General features: G+C 66.9%; 13 protein-coding genes. 5 read left to right on the top strand and 8 right to left on the bottom strand.

The features are described 5' to 3' along the window. Window positions 1-52 precede the first annotated feature (52 nt). The 5 genes from U1707_RS14110 to U1707_RS14090 form a co-directional block, all read right to left on the bottom strand. Window positions 53-307: an ATP synthase F1 subunit epsilon gene (locus U1707_RS14110; RefSeq protein ID WP_332800705.1), complete on the bottom strand. Its 255-nt coding sequence runs from the start codon at window positions 305-307 to the stop codon at window positions 53-55. Window positions 308-440: 133 nt separating this feature from the next. After that, window positions 441-1,922: a F0F1 ATP synthase subunit beta gene (gene atpD, locus U1707_RS14105; protein ID WP_056065176.1), complete on the bottom strand. Its 1,482-nt coding sequence runs from the start codon at window positions 1,920-1,922 to the stop codon at window positions 441-443. Window positions 1,923-1,939: 17 nt separating this feature from the next. Continuing rightward, complete coding sequence (locus tag U1707_RS14100) at window positions 1,940-2,833, bottom strand: F0F1 ATP synthase subunit gamma (protein ID WP_332800704.1); 894 nt, start codon at window positions 2,831-2,833, stop codon at window positions 1,940-1,942. 124 nt (window positions 2,834-2,957) lie between these two features. Next, window positions 2,958-4,487, bottom strand: a complete 1,530-nt coding sequence (gene atpA / locus U1707_RS14095) for a F0F1 ATP synthase subunit alpha (protein ID WP_332800703.1) — start codon at window positions 4,485-4,487, stop codon at window positions 2,958-2,960. A gap of 2 nt (window positions 4,488-4,489) precedes the next feature. Continuing rightward, complete coding sequence (locus tag U1707_RS14090) at window positions 4,490-5,050, bottom strand: F0F1 ATP synthase subunit delta (protein WP_332800844.1); 561 nt, start codon at window positions 5,048-5,050, stop codon at window positions 4,490-4,492. 328 nt (window positions 5,051-5,378) lie between these two features. Between U1707_RS14090 and U1707_RS14085 the strand changes: the two genes are divergently transcribed. Then, entirely contained in the window at window positions 5,379-6,056 is a 678-nt protein-coding gene (locus U1707_RS14085) for a dienelactone hydrolase family protein (RefSeq protein ID WP_332800702.1), read from the top strand. A gap of 184 nt (window positions 6,057-6,240) precedes the next feature. Here U1707_RS14085 and U1707_RS14080 read toward each other — a convergent pair whose 3' ends face one another. Further along, window positions 6,241-7,086: an oxidoreductase gene (locus tag U1707_RS14080; RefSeq protein WP_332800701.1), complete on the bottom strand. Its 846-nt coding sequence runs from the start codon at window positions 7,084-7,086 to the stop codon at window positions 6,241-6,243. 113 nt (window positions 7,087-7,199) lie between these two features. Between U1707_RS14080 and U1707_RS14075 the strand changes: the two genes are divergently transcribed. Then, the gene (locus U1707_RS14075) at window positions 7,200-8,249 is read left to right on the top strand and encodes a bifunctional transcriptional activator/DNA repair enzyme AdaA (protein ID WP_332800700.1); all 1,050 of its coding nucleotides are present in this window, start codon (window positions 7,200-7,202) and stop codon (window positions 8,247-8,249) included. Here the strand turns inward: U1707_RS14075 and U1707_RS14070 are convergent. Beyond that, window positions 8,225-9,727, bottom strand: coding sequence for a S1C family serine protease (locus U1707_RS14070; RefSeq protein WP_332800699.1), 1,503 nt, complete (start codon window positions 9,725-9,727; stop codon window positions 8,225-8,227). The two genes, U1707_RS14075 and U1707_RS14070, sit on opposite strands and share 25 nt — an antisense overlap. Window positions 9,728-9,861: 134 nt before the next feature. On the opposite strand from U1707_RS14070, the gene U1707_RS14065 reads away from it, so the two are divergent. The 3 genes from U1707_RS14065 to U1707_RS14055 all read left to right on the top strand — a co-directional run bounded on the left by U1707_RS14065 (window position 9,862) and on the right by U1707_RS14055 (window position 14,501). After that, window positions 9,862-11,424 carry a TadA family conjugal transfer-associated ATPase gene (locus tag U1707_RS14065; RefSeq protein WP_332800698.1) on the top strand — a complete coding sequence of 521 codons (1,563 nt, stop codon included), beginning with the start codon at window positions 9,862-9,864 and terminating at the stop codon, window positions 11,422-11,424. 396 nt (window positions 11,425-11,820) lie between these two features. Beyond that, window positions 11,821-13,041, top strand: a complete 1,221-nt coding sequence (locus tag U1707_RS14060) for a hypothetical protein (RefSeq protein ID WP_332800697.1) — start codon at window positions 11,821-11,823, stop codon at window positions 13,039-13,041. Beyond that, window positions 13,041-14,501, top strand: a complete 1,461-nt coding sequence (locus U1707_RS14055) for a glycosyltransferase family protein (RefSeq protein WP_332800696.1) — start codon at window positions 13,041-13,043, stop codon at window positions 14,499-14,501. The genes U1707_RS14060 and U1707_RS14055 overlap by 1 nt, the downstream gene beginning before the upstream one ends. Here U1707_RS14055 and U1707_RS14050 read toward each other — a convergent pair. Then, the gene (locus U1707_RS14050; protein WP_332800856.1) at window positions 14,491-14,676 is read right to left on the bottom strand and encodes a hypothetical protein; all 186 of its coding nucleotides are present in this window, start codon (window positions 14,674-14,676) and stop codon (window positions 14,491-14,493) included. The two genes, U1707_RS14055 and U1707_RS14050, sit on opposite strands and share 11 nt — an antisense overlap. Window positions 14,677-14,678 lie beyond the last annotated feature (2 nt).

Raw genomic sequence — 14,678 nt, 5'->3', positions numbered from 1 at the left:
CCCGTCTGGGTCCCGCCTTCGCGGGGAAACAGTCTTAGCTCAGTTGGCGAGCTTACTCGCCCGTGTGCTCGGCGAGGATGGTCAGGCCCTTGGCATTGACCTCGGCGAAACCGCCCTTGATCGCGATCACCTCGGGCGTACCGTTCTGCGTGCGGAAGATTTGCACGCCGCCGTCACGGACCGTCGACATGAAGGGCGCATGGCCTTCGAGGACGCCAAAATCGCCTTCGGTGCCCGGGACGACGACCATGTAGACCTCCTCCGAGCGGACGAGCTTTTCTGGCGTGACGAGTTCGAAATGCAGCATGTCTGGGTCTCACTCCCCTCCCGCATGCGGGAGGGGCCGGGGGTGGGCTCGCGCTAACAGCGTCGCGCGACGTGGAGAGCGGGTGCCCACCCCCCAGCCCCCTCCCGCTTGCGGGAGGGGGAGCAGTTAGAAGTTACGCTTCCGCGGCCATCTTCTCGGCCTTGGCGACGGCTTCGTCGATGCCGCCGACCATGTAGAACGCGGCCTCGGGGAGGTGATCATACTCGCCCTCGACCACCGCCTTGAACGACCGGACCGTGTCCTCCAACTGAACGAACTTGCCGCTGATGCCCGTGAAGACCTCGGCGACGTGGAACGGCTGGCTCAGGAACTTCTGGATCTTACGCGCACGCTGGACGGTGAGCTTATCCTCTTCGCTCAGCTCGTCCATGCCGAGAATCGCGATGATGTCCTGCAACGACTTGTACTTCTGCAGCGTCGACTGCACCGCACGCGCCGTATCGTAATGCTCCTGGCCGACGACGCGTGGCTCGAGCAGACGCGAGGTCGAATCCAGCGGATCGACCGCCGGGTAGATGCCCAGTTCCGAGATCGCACGGTTCAGGTTGGTCGTCGCATCGAGATGCGCGAACGACGTCGCCGGCGCCGGATCGGTGAGATCGTCGGCCGGCACGTACACCGCCTGCACCGAGGTGATCGAGCCCTTGTTGGTCGACGTGATGCGCTCCTGCAGCGCGCCCATGTCGGTCGACAGCGTCGGCTGATAGCCCACTGCCGACGGGATACGGCCGAGCAGTGCCGAAACCTCTGCGCCCGCCTGCGTGAAGCGGAAGATGTTGTCGACGAAGAACAGCACGTCCTGGCCTTCGACGTCGCGGAAATATTCGGCGATCGTCAGGCCCGACAGCGCGACGCGGGCACGTGCGCCTGGCGGCTCGTTCATCTGGCCGAACACCAGCGCGACCTTCGAACCCTCCGACTGCGGATTGCCGTCGGCGTCCTTGGCGATGACGCCTGCGTCGAGGAACTCGTGGTACAGATCGTTACCCTCGCGGGTACGCTCGCCGACGCCTGCGAACACCGAAGTGCCGCCATGGCCCTTGGCGATGTTGTTGATCAGCTCCTGGATCAGCACAGTCTTCCCGACGCCGGCGCCGCCGAACAGACCGATCTTGCCGCCCTTCGCGTATGGCGCGAGCAGATCGATGACCTTGATGCCGGTGACCAGGATCGCGCTCTCGGTCGACTGGTCGACGAACAAAGGCGCCGAGGCGTGGATCGGTGCGGTCGTCTCTGCGCCGACCGGGCCACGTTCGTCGATCGGCTCGCCGATGACGTTGAGGATGCGGCCGAGCGTCTTCGGGCCGACCGGCACGCGGATCTGCGAGCCGGTATCGGTGACGGTCTGGCCGCGGGTCAGACCCTCGGTAGCGTCCATCGCGATCGTGCGAACGGTGTTCTCGCCGAGATGCTGCGCGACTTCGAGGACGAGCCGGTTGCCGTTATTGTCGGTTTCCAGCGCCGACAGAATGGCGGGCAAATTGTCGGGGAAATGCACGTCGACGACCGCACCGATGACCTGCGAGATGCGGCCGGTGTTGTTGGTGGCCTTGGGGGCGAGCGTGGTTCCGAGGGTCTCTGGGGCGGTTGCCATTGTCTGCTTCCTTGGACTTACTTGAGCGCTTCGGCGCCCGAGATGATTTCGACCAGCTCGGTCGTGATCGCGGCTTGGCGGGTACGGTTATACTGGATCGAGAGGCGCGTGATCATGTCGCCGGCATTGCGCGTGGCGTTGTCCATCGCGTTCATGCGCGAGCCCTGCTCCGACGCCGCGTTTTCGAGCAGCGCGCGGAAAATCTGGATCGCGACGTTGCGCGGCAGGAGATCGGCGAGGATCGCTTCCTCGTCGGGCTCGTACTCGACGACAGCCTCGGCGGGCGCGTTGGGCTTGGCTTCCGCGCCGGGGATCGTCGACAGCGGGATCGGAACGATCTGGATGCCGGTCGGGATCTGCACCAGTGCCGACACGAACTTCGAATAGAACAGATGCGCAACGTCGAACTGGCCTTCGCCGAAGCGCTTGATCAGGTCCTCGGAGATCTCCTGCGCATCGCTGAACGCGAGCTTCTTGATCTGGCTCATCTCGTGGTCGGCGAGGATGTCGTTCGGGAAGAAGCGCTTGATCACGCGCCCCTTCTTGCCAGCGACGTAGAACTTCACGGTCTTGCCCGCCGCGATCAGCTCCTCGGCCTTGCGACGAGCCGCGCGGACGATGTTGGTGTTGAAGGCACCGGCCAGGCCACGCTCCGACGTCGCGATGACGATCAGGTGGACCTGGTCCTTGCCGGTGCCCGCGAGCAGCGGCGACGCGCCCGGTGCGATGCCGACGCGCCCCGCGAGGCTCGCCATCACCGCTTCGAGACGCTCAGCATACGGACGCCCGGCGACCGCCGCGTCCTGCGCACGGCGCAGCTTCGCAGCGGCGACCATCTTCATCGCCTTAGTGATCTTCTGCGTCGACTTCACCGAGCCGATGCGGATCTTGAGGGCCTTAAGTGATGCCATCTTCTCTTCCTGCTCCCTCGCCCCTCCGGGGAGAGGGTTGGGGTGAGGGGCTGCCACAGGAGCGGCACCTCGCGGTACTACCCCTCACCCCGACCCTCTCCCCAGCGGGGAGAGGGAGTTTTACTTATGCAAACGTCTTCGCGAACGCTTCGAGCGCTGCCTTCAGCTTGTCCTTCGCCTCGTTACCCAAATCGCGGGTATCGCGGATCAGCTTCAGCACGTCGGCGTGGTTCGCGCGCATGTCGGCCAGCAGCGCCTGCTCGTACCGGGTCACGTCGGCGACCGGCACCTTGTCGAGATAGCCGCTGGTGCCAGCGAAGATCGACACGGTCTGCTCCTCGAACGGCAGCGGCGAGAACTGGGCCTGCTTCAGCAGCTCGGTCAGACGCGCGCCGCGGTTGAGCAGCTTCTGCGTCGACGCATCGAGATCCGACCCGAACTGCGCGAACGCCGCCATCTCGCGGTACTGCGCCAGCTCGAGCTTGATCGAGCCCGACACCTTCTTCATCGCCTTGGTCTGTGCCGCCGAACCGACGCGCGACACCGACAGGCCGACGTTGATCGCCGGACGCACGCCCGAGAAGAACAGGTCGGTCTCGAGGAAGATCTGGCCGTCGGTGATCGAGATCACGTTGGTCGGGATGTACGCCGAAACGTCGCCCGCCTGCGTCTCGATGATCGGCAGCGCGGTCAGCGAGCCGCCGCCATTCGCGTCCGACATCTTCGCCGCACGCTCGAGCAGGCGGCTGTGCAGATAGAACACGTCGCCCGGATACGCTTCACGGCCCGGCGGACGACGCAGCAGCAGCGACATCTGGCGATACGCGACCGCCTGCTTCGAAAGATCGTCGTAGCAGATCAGTGCGTGCATGCCGCGATCGCGGAAATACTCGCCCATCGCGACGCCGGTGTAGGGCGCGAGATACTGGAGCGGTGCGGGGTCCGACGCGGTCGCGGCGATGACGATGGTGTATTCCATCGCGCCGTTCTCTTCGAGCGTCTTGACGAGCTGTGCGACGGTCGAGCGCTTCTGGCCGATCGCGACATAGACGCAATACAGCTTCTTCGACTCGTCGTCGCCGGCGTTGGCGATCTTCTGGTTGATGAACGCGTCGATCGCGACGGCGGACTTGCCGGTCTGGCGATCGCCGATGATCAGCTCGCGCTGGCCACGGCCGACGGGGACGAGTGCGTCGATCGCCTTCAGACCGGTCTGGACCGGCTCGCTGACCGACTGGCGCGGGATGATGCCCGGTGCCTTCACTTCGACGCGGCTGCGCTCGGTGGTGTGGATCGGCCCCTTGCCGTCGATCGGGTTGCCGAGGCCGTCGACCACGCGGCCGAGCAGTTCCTTGCCGATCGGCACGTCGACGATCGTGCCGGTGCGCTTGACGATGTCACCTTCCTTGATCTCGGAATCGCTCCCGAAGATCACGACGCCGACGTTATCGGCCTCGAGGTTGAGCGCCATGCCCTGCACGCCGTTCGAGAATTCGACCATCTCGCCGGCCTGGACGTTGTCGAGGCCGAAGATGCGCGCGATGCCGTCGCCGACGCTCAGCACTTGGCCGGTCTCGCTGACCTGGGCCTCGGTGCCGAAATTGACGATCTGATCCTTGATGATCTTCGAGATTTCTGCGGCGCGAATATCCATGGTCAGCCTTTCATCGCCTGCGCGAGCGTGTTCAAACGGGTCTTGATCGAGCTATCGATCATCTGGCTGCCGACGCGGACGACGAGTCCGCCCAGCAGCGATGGGTCGACGCTGAGGTCGACGGAAACGTCACGGCCGACGCGCTGGCGGAGCTGATGCTTCAGCTCGATCACCTGATCGTCGGACAAGGGATGCGCGGAGGTCACTTCGGCAGCGATCTCGCCGCGATGCTGCGCAGCAAGCGTGCGGAATGCCTTGATGATCTTCGGCAACGCGGCCAGCCGGTGGTTCTCGGCGAGGACGCCGAGGAAGCTCTTGGTGGTCGCATCGACGCCGAGTTCGTCGGCGACGGCGGAGACCGCCTTCACGGCCGCGCCACGCGACACCATCGGGCTGGACGTCAGCGTGCGGAAGTCCTCCGACTGCGCGAGCGCGTCGCGCACATGCGACAGGCTCGATTCGACCGCGTCGATCGTCTTCGCGTCACGCGCCAGTTCGAACAGGGCGAGCGCATAGCGCCCACCCAAGCTCGCCTGAATAGCGCCGCCGACGTTACCGGGAATTGTCTCCACGGACCTTTGAATCCTCGCTTGGAACCGAAATTAGTGCCGCCCCATGGGGGAAGAGGGCGCGAAAGCACCTCTCATGGGACGCGGCGCGGGTAGCATCGGGTTCATGTATTGGCAACCCGGCCGGATGGTCGGACGGACGGGTTTGTGACTGTTTTGTCATTGGCCTGAGGCCAAAAGGCTCCGATCCCCCCGTCATCCGCGCGGGAACCCATATCCTCCGGACCCAGCGTTTTCACCGCACGGCCTGCCACTATGGGTTCCCGCCTCCGCGGGAATGACGATAATGGCGGGCACGGGATCTTACGACGAGGATACGAGAATGAGCGGCACGATGGAAACGATGACCATGTCCGACGGCGCGACCGTCGCCGTCTATCACGCGCAACCGACCGGCGAGCGTCGCGGTGGCCTCGTGCTGGTGCAGGAGATCTTCGGCGTTACCGACCATATCCGCGATCTGTGCGACGAGTATGCGGCCGATGGATACGAGGTGCTGGCGCCTGCCCTGTTCGACCGCGAGCATCCCGGCTTCGAAGCGGACTATTCCGGCGACGGCCTTGCGCGCGGTGTCGAACTCGCACGGCAGCTCCACCCGTTCGACCTGTCGTTGAAGGACGTTCAGACCTGCATCGACACGCTGGCCCCCGCCGGGCCGGTGTTCGTGGTCGGCTATTGCTATGGCGGCTCGGTCGCGTGGTTCGCCTCGACCAAGCTCGCCGGCGTCGCGGCGGCGAGCGGCTATTACGGCAGCATGATCCCGGCCGCGGCGGACGAGGAACCCAAGGTGCCGGTGATCCTGCACTTCGGCCGCCACGACCACGGCATCCCGATGGAGGGCGTCGAGCAGGTCATCGCCAAGGATTGGCCGAACGCGACGGTGTATGTCTACGAGGCGGGCCACGGGTTCAATTCGGACCGGCGCAAGGATTACCACGAACCGAGTGCGGATCTGGCGAAGCAGCGCACGCTGGAGTTGTTCCGCGCGAATGGGGGCTGAGCCATCTTCTGCCCACTCCCTGATTTCTGCTCCCCTCCCTGAAAGGGAGGGGTCGGGGGTGGGTCGGGTTCCGCATTTCCGAGCGGTTGCGACCAAAGCCGGCCTACCCACCCCCAGCCCCTCCCTTCCAGGGAGGGGAGCAAGTAGCGCTAACCCCTCCCTAGAAGTAGGGAGCAAGTAGCGTTCACTCCGCGGGAAAATCCGCCCCGAGGCTATCCGCCTTGTGCGCCTCGATCTCCTTCAACCGCGCCGCCATCTTCTCCGCGACCGCATCATACCCCCAGGCCCCGAGCACCAGATGCCGCGGCGGGTTTGCGTTCTCGGTCAACGCGATCATCGCCTCGCCGGCGCGGACCGGATCGCCTGCCTGGGTCCCGCTGATATCCCGCGTGCTATCGAGCCGCTTGCCCGCTGTGTCCGCATACTCGGCGATCTTCACCGGCGTCTGCTTGAGGGAACGCCCGGCCCAGTCGGTCCGGAACGGCCCCGGCTCGACGCACGTCACATTGATCCCGAGCGGCTTGACCTCGGCGAGCAGCGAGTCGGACCAGCCCTCGACCGCATGCTTCGACGCAGCATAATAGCCCGAGCCCGGAAATCCGACCAACCCGGCGACCGACGTGATGTTGATCACATGCCCGCTCCCTTGCGCACGCATGATCGGCAGCACGGCGCGGGTGAGAGCGAACAGCCCGAACACGTTCGCATCGAACTGCGCGCGGATCTCGGCGTCCTCACCCTCCTCGATCGAGGCCTGATAGCCATAGCCAGCGTTGTTCACGAGCACGTCGATCCGCCCGAACTTCGCTTTCGCCTGCGCGACCGCGTCGTCGATCTGCGCCTGATCGGTCACGTCGAGCGACACCGCCAGGGCGCGATCCTCGGCACCGTCCGCCAGGTCCGCGACCCGTTCCGCATCGCGGGCAGTGACGACGGCCCGCCAACCGCGCGCGAGCACCAGCTTGGCGAGTTCGCGACCGAACCCGGTCGAGCAGCCGGAAATGAACCAGACGGGCGTGTCGGAGGCCATGAGACATCTTTCGTTATGGGGTATGCGCAAAGGAACGGCCGGGCCGGCGATTGGCTCCGCTTTGACCGCAAGCCACGGGATGCGCGCCCGCCGCGAGCGGCTATACCGACGCCATGACCACCGCTCCCGACAACGATGCAGCCTGGACCGCGTTCGAGCGCCGCGACCGCGCATTCGACGGGCGATTCGTCGTGGGCGTGAAGACCACCGGCATCTACTGCAAGCCAAGCTGCCCCGCGCGTCACCCCAAGCGCGAGAACGTCACCTTCCACCCAGACCCGCCGAGCGCCCGCGCCGCCGGGTTTCGCGCGTGCCTGCGCTGCACCCCGGATGAAGTCGGCCGCGACCGCATTGCCGTCGCGGCCGCCGTCGCCCTGCTCGAAGCCGCCGAGGACCGCCTGTCGCTGGACGAGGTCGCGGTCAAGGTCGGCTACGCACCCCACCATTTCCACCGGCTGTTCAAGCGCGCCACCGGCGTCACCCCCGCCGCCTATGCCCGCGCGCTCCGCACCGGCCGCGCGGCCAACGCCCTAACGGAGGACTCGACCGTGACCGAAGCGATCTACGGCGCCGGTTATTCCGCCCCCAGCCGCTTTTACGAAGCCGACGCGAAACGGCTCGGCATGGCCCCCAGCGCCTGGGCACGCGGCGGCGCAGGCGTCACGATCCGCTGGACGACCGCCGACACCAGCCTCGGCGTCCTGTTCGTCGCCGCGACCGACAAGGGCCTCTGCCGGGTATCGTTCGACGAGGATTCCGACGAACTCCGCCGCCGCTTCCCCAACGCGACGATCGAACCCGGCGACGAAACGCTCGCCACACTAGCCGCGCAAGTCGTCGCGGCCGTGGAATTCCCCGACCGCGACCAAGACCTCCCGCTCGACGTCCGCGGCACCGCCTTCCAGGAAGCGATCTGGCAAGCGCTGCGGCAAATCCCGATCGGCGAAACCCGAACCTACAGCGAACTCGCGGCCCTAGCCGGCCGCCCCGCCGCGGTCCGCGCCGCCGGCACCGCCTGCGGGCAGAATCCGGTGTCGATCGTCATCCCCTGCCACCGCGCGCAACGGATCGGCGGCACGCTCGGCGGCTATGCGTACGGCCTCGATCGCAAGCGCGCGCTGCTAGCTGCGGAAGCCGATCAGCGCGCCGACTTGCAGGAATAGACCAGCTTCTCGTTCGGCAGCGGCGGCAAGACCGCGCGGACCGCCGCCTGCTGGCCTGCCAGCCGACCCAACGCCGCGTCATCCATGTTGCAAACGTTCGGCACGACGCCCCGCGCGGTCCGCGCCGCGTCCATCCCCGCCGCCGACAACAGATAGCGGGTGTTAGAATAGACGCGCGTCGCCGGATCGAACGACAGCACGGAGACGGTCTGCTCGTCGTCGGGCACCAGCACGCGGTCCCAGCGACCATTCGCGCCGACATATTGCGTCTTGCCGTTCATGCAGCCCTTCGCGCCCCAGTCGATCGGCACGTCCTCGCTGGACGAGATCGTGATCCGGCTCCGCTCGGGGATCAGCGTGCACATCAGCTTGCCGAGCGCCGCATCGGGCGTCGAGATCCGCGTCTTCGCCAGCGCGGACTGCGGCACGTCGACCTCACCCGAGGGGCGCAGCACGAACACGATGATCGCGACGAGCACGCTCAGACCACCGATGCCCAGCGCCCATATCGCCTGCCGCCGCTGGCCCCGCGATTCGAGCAGGCCCGCGCTGCCGATCACCAGCGCCCCCGCGACCAGCAACAGTCCCGCGATCGCCATCACGTTTTCGCGCGCACGCCCCGCCTCGGTGCGCGCCTTCTCAAGCGCGACCTCGCGGGTCATAGCGTCCTGCGTGGCGGCGTCGCGCCTGGCCGACGCCGCATCGGCCGTCGCTCGCGCGTCGGCATCGGCATCCTGTCGCAGGCGATCCTCGATCGACGTACAGCCTGTCCCGATCGATGCATAAGGCTGTTTCGCATTGCGCAGGAAGCCGGCCAGCTCGGTATCCGCAATCGCGAAGCCGAACGTCGAATCTCCCTCCTCGCCGCGGGTGATCGCCGAATTCACGCCGATCACCCGGCCGCAGCGATCGAGCAGCGGCCCGCCCGAATTGCCCCGCGCGATGCTCGCGGTGTGGAGGAGAACCTCGACGCCGCTCAGCACGCGCCGGCCGGACAGCACGCCCTCCGACCGCACCGGCGTCATCGGCCGGATATAATCCGCCGCCGAGCGCGCCGTCGCAAGGTCGACATTGCCCGGAAAGCCGAGCGACACGACCGCATCGCCCTCGCTCATCGGCCCGGTATAGAGCGCGCTCGGCGGCAGATTCGCGCCGGTAAACTCGATCAGCGCCAGATCGCGCTGCGAATCATAGGCGATCACCTTGCCCTGGTACGACTTGCTGCCCTCGGTCGGGACGATGCCAACGACGACGTTGTCGGGATAGCGCTCGGCGAGGTCGACGACGTGGGCGTTGGTGACGATCCGGTTGGGCGCGATCGCGAAACCGCTGCCATGGCCGAAGCCGACCACCTGATCGTCGACCACCGCGATCGTGACGACGCGCACGACGCCGCGGCCGGCGGCGGCGATGTCGTCGGCCGATGCCGAGCTGGCCAGGCCAAAGGTCAGCGCGAGGAGGAGCAGCAGGCGGATCATGCACCAGCCTTCGGGGAGTTCGCAGCGGCGATCAACCCTCGACGCTTGCGGGCGACATCAGCCATTCCGGTTTGGTTAGCGAATTATCAAGCCTTGGCACCTAACCCGGTGGGTAATCATCCGGGGATTTGGGCATGAGCGCATTCGGGCGTCGTAGTGGCATGAGCGGGGGGCAGAACGGGACGCAAGGCGCGCGCCCCGCATTCGGCGTCGCCCGCCCTATGCAAGGGAGCCCCATGCAGGGGGGAACCGCCCTGCCGCGTGCCGAACTCGACGGTGGTACGCAGTTCCCGCCGATCGATTCGATGCCCATGCCCGGCGAAAGCGAAGGCTTCGGCCCCGGCACGATGCCCGGCATGCAGATGGACGCGATGCAGCGCCTGTCGGATCGCCAGAATGCGAGCGGCGAAGCCGGCAACAGCCGCGTCGAGGGGTTCGAACAGTCGATCCACAAGATCAAGGAGCAGGTCCTTCCGCGCCTGCTGGAACGCGTCGATCCGGAGGCGGCGGCGACGCTGAACAAGGACGAGCTGGCGGAGGAATTCCGCCCGATCATCGGCGAAGTGCTGGCCGAACTGAAGCTGACGCTGAACCGCCGCGAACAGTTCGCGCTGGAAAAGGTGCTGGTCGACGAGCTGCTCGGGCTCGGGCCGCTCGAAGAACTGCTGGCCGATCCGAACATCACCGACATCATGGTGAACGGCCCCGAGCAGACCTATGTCGAGCGCAAGGGCAAGCTCGAACTCGCGCCGATCCAGTTCCGCGACGAGGAGCATCTGTTCCAGATCGCGCAACGGATCGTGAACTCGGTCGGCCGCCGCGTCGACCAGACTTCGCCGCTCGCCGATGCGCGTCTGAAGGACGGCTCGCGCGTCAACGTGATCGTGCCGCCGCTGTCCTTGCGCGGCACCGCGATCTCGATCCGTAAGTTTTCCGCGAAGCCGATCACGCTCGATATGATGGCTGGGTTCGGGTCGATGTCGCCGAAGATGGCGACCGCGCTGAAGATCGCCGGTGCCTCGCGGTTCAACGTCGTCATCTCGGGCGGTACCGGTTCGGGCAAGACGACGATGCTCAACGCGCTGTCGAAGATGATCGACCCGGGCGAGCGCGTGCTGACGATCGAGGACGCCGCAGAGCTTCGCCTGCAACAGCCGCACTGGCTGCCGCTCGAAACGCGGCCTGCGAACCTTGAAGGCCAGGGCGAGATCTCCATCCGCGATCTCGTGAAGAACGCGTTGCGTATGCGGCCGGACCGGATCATCCTGGGCGAAATTCGTGGCTCCGAGTGTTTCGACATGCTCGCCGCGATGAACACCGGTCACGACGGCTCGATGTGCACGCTCCACGCCAACTCCCCGCGCGAGGCGCTCGCGCGTATGGAGAACATGGTGATGATGTCCGACATCAAGGTGCCGAAGGAAGCCATCTCGCGTCAAATCGCCGACTCGGTCGAGCTGATCATCCAGGTGAAGCGCCTGCGCGACGGCTCGCGCCGGGTGACCAACATCACCGAGGTGATCGGCATGGAGGGCCCGGTGATCGTCACGCAGGAGCTGTTTAAGTTCGAATACATGGACGAGTCGGCCGACGGTAAGATCCTGGGCGAATACCGCTCGATGGGACTGCGGCCCTATACGCTGGAGAAGGCCAAGCAGTTCGGGTTCGACCAGGCGTATCTGGAGGCGTGCCTGTAGTCCCGGAAGCGTGCCTGTAGACGAACATCGTCCCCCCCTGCCGCCACCCCGGCGAAGGCCGGGGCCCAATTGGAAAGGTGGCAGTAACGACATACTGCCCGCAGTCATCACCGTCCCCCAATTGGGCCCCGGCCTCCGCCGGGGTGGTGCATTTTCCAAGCCACGGCACCTTTGTCGGGCCGTATAGTGGGGAGAGTCGGCCGCCGGGTTTCAGCAAGCCCGCCCGTCTTCTACCGTTCCCTCGCTAAGGCGGGGGGCCAGGGGTCCCAATGCCGCCGCCCGTAACCCTGGGCTCGCGCCTTCGCAGGAGAACGAACTGAGGTGAGCGGGGTATCGAACGCGCCCGCCCCACGCCCCGCTTGTACCCCGCCCCCGAGCCGCTAGGGACGACGTCCCATGCGCCGCGCCCTTTTCGCCCTCGTTCCGCTGCTCGCGGTCGTCTTCGTCTCGGCACGCGAGCCGGCAAAACCCGCCGCCACCGAAACGTCCCCCGCAGCCCGCGACCGCGGCACCTACACGCTAGCCACCGATGCCGAAGCCCGCTGGATCCCGTTCGACCTCACCCCCGGCAACCAGATCCGCTTCGCGATGCGGCTTGACGGCCGCGACGTCACCGCGATCCTAGATACCGGCGTCAGCTACACATTGCTCGCCAAAGCCTCCCCCGCGGTCGACAAGACCAAACTGGTCGCAGGCGGCAGCGCCACCGCGATTGGCGGATCGGTGGCGCTCGGCTGGATGCCGACCCGCACCATGACGCTAGGCGGCCTCACGCGGACCGGCGGCGGCGTGACGGTCGCGGACCTGCCCGCGGTCGCCACCGGCAGCGCATCCGCGGTCGACCTGCTCGTCGGCGCCGACATGCTCGCCGGCTATGCGCTCGACATCGACTATGCCGCGCACCGTTTCCGCCTGCTCCGCTCGGGCCGGCTGCCGTTCAAGGGCGAAACAGCGCCCTTGCGGGTCTCCGCCGAACGCAGCGTCTACGAAAGTGCGATCACGCTCGGCAGCCGGCGACTGGCACCGCTCGTCGTCGATACCGGCGACGGCTCCGCGATCACCGTCACCGCGGCCGGATGGCAGGCCGCGAACCTGAAGGGGCTGCGGACCACCACCGCGATCGCGTTCGGCGTGGCGGGTCCCACGATCAGCGGGCTTGCGATCGTCCCCGACCTGCGCGTCGGCGCCTTGACGGCGTGCGCCACCGAAGTTCGCATCGAACCCGCGGGCGGCTTCTCGCAGGCGATCGGGACCGCCGGTCGGATAGGATCGGGCTTTCTGCAGAAATACCGCGTCCTGCTCGATCCCGGCGCGCGGCGCATGGTGTTGAGCCCCGGCCCGACCGCCGATCGGCCGCCGCTGCGCTCGACCAGCGGCCTGCTCGTCGGCATCGAGCAGGATAGACTGAAAATCCTCCACGTCATGCGCGGCGGTCCCGCCGCCGTCGCCGGCTGGAAGGACGGCGAGACGATCTGCACGATCGATGGCGTATCGGTTCCCCGCGATTACCCGACCAACCCGATCGCCGCCTGGTCGGCCGGCGCGCCCGGCCGCGTCGTCAGGCTCGGGCTATGCGATGGGACGACGCGCGCATTGACGCTCGCGAGCTTCTACTGATGCTGCGCAATCGGTGGGTGCAGGCGCTGATCCTGTTGCTGGTCGCGCTGACGGTCCGCGCCTGGGATTTCGGCAATCCGGTGATCGAGCCCGACCAGCAATATTATCTGCTGGTCGGCGATCGCCTGCTGCACGGCGCGGTGCCCTATATCGACATATGGGATCGCAAGCCGATCGGGCTGTTCCTGCTGTTCGCCGGCCTCCGGACGCTGCCTGGCGACGGCATCCTCGCCTATCAGCTGGTGGCGACCTTGTGCGCCTGGGCGACCGCGGTCGTCGTCGGGCGCGGCGCGAGCACGCTGGGGGCGACCGAACGCGGCGCGCTGGTCGCGGGCATGGCCTATCTGCTGTTCATCGCGCTGGTCGGCGGTGGCGGCGGGCAGGCCCCCGTCTTCTACAATCTGCCGATGGCGTTCGCCGCGCTGTTGACGCTTCGGCTCCCCGCCAGCGCTGCCGCCGGTCGGACCCGCGCGATCGTCGTCAGCGGCCTTGCGGCGTGCCTGCTTGCGGGCATCGCGATCCAGCTCAAATATACGCCGATGTTCGAAGGGGCGGCGTTCGGCCTGGCGCATGCCTGGTACCTGCGACGAGCCGGCGCGAGATGGCTGACCGTCCTGCTGGCGGCGACGGTCTGGGCAGTGTCGGGTCTGGCACCGACCTTGGCCACGATCGGCTGGTATCGCGCGCAGGGCCATATGGCCTTCGATGCGTTCTGGTTCGCCAATTTCACGTCGATCGCGTTGCGCAGGGGCTATGCCGCGAGCGATCTCGCGATGCGTTTGCTGGGCATCGGCGCGCAATTGTCGCCGCTGATCGTGGGTGCCGTCCTGACGTGGCGGGCACGACCGCGCGGCGGCGTGGCGGGCGAAACGATGCTGGTCGGCTATGCCTGGCTCGGCTTTGCGCTTGCCGGGTTCCTCGCGATCGGCACGTTCTTCGACCATTATGCGCTGCCGCTGGTCGCCCCCCTGGCGATCCTCGCGGCGCCGACCTTAGGGCGCTCGGTCCGCATGCTGATCCTCACATTAGGTACGGCGATGGCGATCCTGTTCGCCAAACGCCTGCTCCATCCGAGCGACGCCGCCGGGGCCTACCGGGTCGCGCATGTCGTCGCGGCGAACAGCCGCGGCGGATGCCCGTACGTCTTCGTCGGCGACACCGTCACCTATCATCTCGCCCATGCCTGCCTGCCGACCGCCTATGCCTTCCCCAATCTGCTCGCCTACGACACCGAGCAGGGCGCGACTGGAATCGACGAAGCCGCCGAGGTCCGGCGTATCCTCGCCGGGCGCCCGCCGGTCATCGTCACCTCCGACCGACGCCTGTCGATCTGGAATCGAGGGAGCCTGCGCGCCGTGAAGACCATATTGGCGCGCGATTATCGCCCGGTGTTCACGGTGCCGCGCAACCGCTGGCATACCGTCGTCTATCTCAGGGACGACCGCGCGCTCAGGTCTTGAGAGCCAGCCCCACCGTTACCGCGAGCGCGATCAGCGCCAGCATCTGCACGGTCGGCCAATCGACCCACCCGACCCAGTCCGGATCGCGGCGCCGTCGCCTGCGCCGCTCGCCGAGACCGGCGACGATAGCGAGCGCGGCCAGCCCGCCGCTGGCGCTCCAGAACATCGACGTCACCG

Origin of the sequence: Sphingomonas sandaracina (assembly GCF_036663695.1) — a bacterium.
In the GTDB taxonomy this organism is placed as follows: Bacteria; Pseudomonadota; Alphaproteobacteria; order Sphingomonadales; family Sphingomonadaceae; genus Sphingomonas.
This window is presented reverse-complemented; position numbering and strand designations above follow the sequence as displayed.

What these genes read in the sequence shown, in the direction of transcription:
- U1707_RS14100 (WP_332800704.1), bottom strand. Translation starts at nt 2,833, where the DNA reads ATGGCATCACTTAAGGCCCTCAAGATCCGCATCGGCTCGGTGAAGTCG.
- U1707_RS14060 (WP_332800697.1), top strand. Translation starts at nt 11,821, where the DNA reads ATGCGCCGCGCCCTTTTCGCCCTCGTTCCGCTGCTCGCGGTCGTCTTC.
- U1707_RS14085 (WP_332800702.1), top strand. Translation starts at nt 5,379, where the DNA reads ATGAGCGGCACGATGGAAACGATGACCATGTCCGACGGCGCGACCGTC.
- U1707_RS14055 (WP_332800696.1), top strand. Translation starts at nt 13,041, where the DNA reads ATGCTGCGCAATCGGTGGGTGCAGGCGCTGATCCTGTTGCTGGTCGCG.
- atpA (WP_332800703.1), bottom strand. Translation starts at nt 4,487, where the DNA reads ATGGATATTCGCGCCGCAGAAATCTCGAAGATCATCAAGGATCAGATC.
- U1707_RS14065 (WP_332800698.1), top strand. Translation starts at nt 9,862, where the DNA reads ATGAGCGCATTCGGGCGTCGTAGTGGCATGAGCGGGGGGCAGAACGGG.
- U1707_RS14075 (WP_332800700.1), top strand. Translation starts at nt 7,200, where the DNA reads ATGACCACCGCTCCCGACAACGATGCAGCCTGGACCGCGTTCGAGCGC.
- U1707_RS14080 (WP_332800701.1), bottom strand. Translation starts at nt 7,086, where the DNA reads ATGGCCTCCGACACGCCCGTCTGGTTCATTTCCGGCTGCTCGACCGGG.
- U1707_RS14110 (WP_332800705.1), bottom strand. Translation starts at nt 307, where the DNA reads ATGCTGCATTTCGAACTCGTCACGCCAGAAAAGCTCGTCCGCTCGGAG.
- atpD (WP_056065176.1), bottom strand. Translation starts at nt 1,922, where the DNA reads ATGGCAACCGCCCCAGAGACCCTCGGAACCACGCTCGCCCCCAAGGCC.
- U1707_RS14070 (WP_332800699.1), bottom strand. Translation starts at nt 9,727, where the DNA reads ATGATCCGCCTGCTGCTCCTCCTCGCGCTGACCTTTGGCCTGGCCAGC.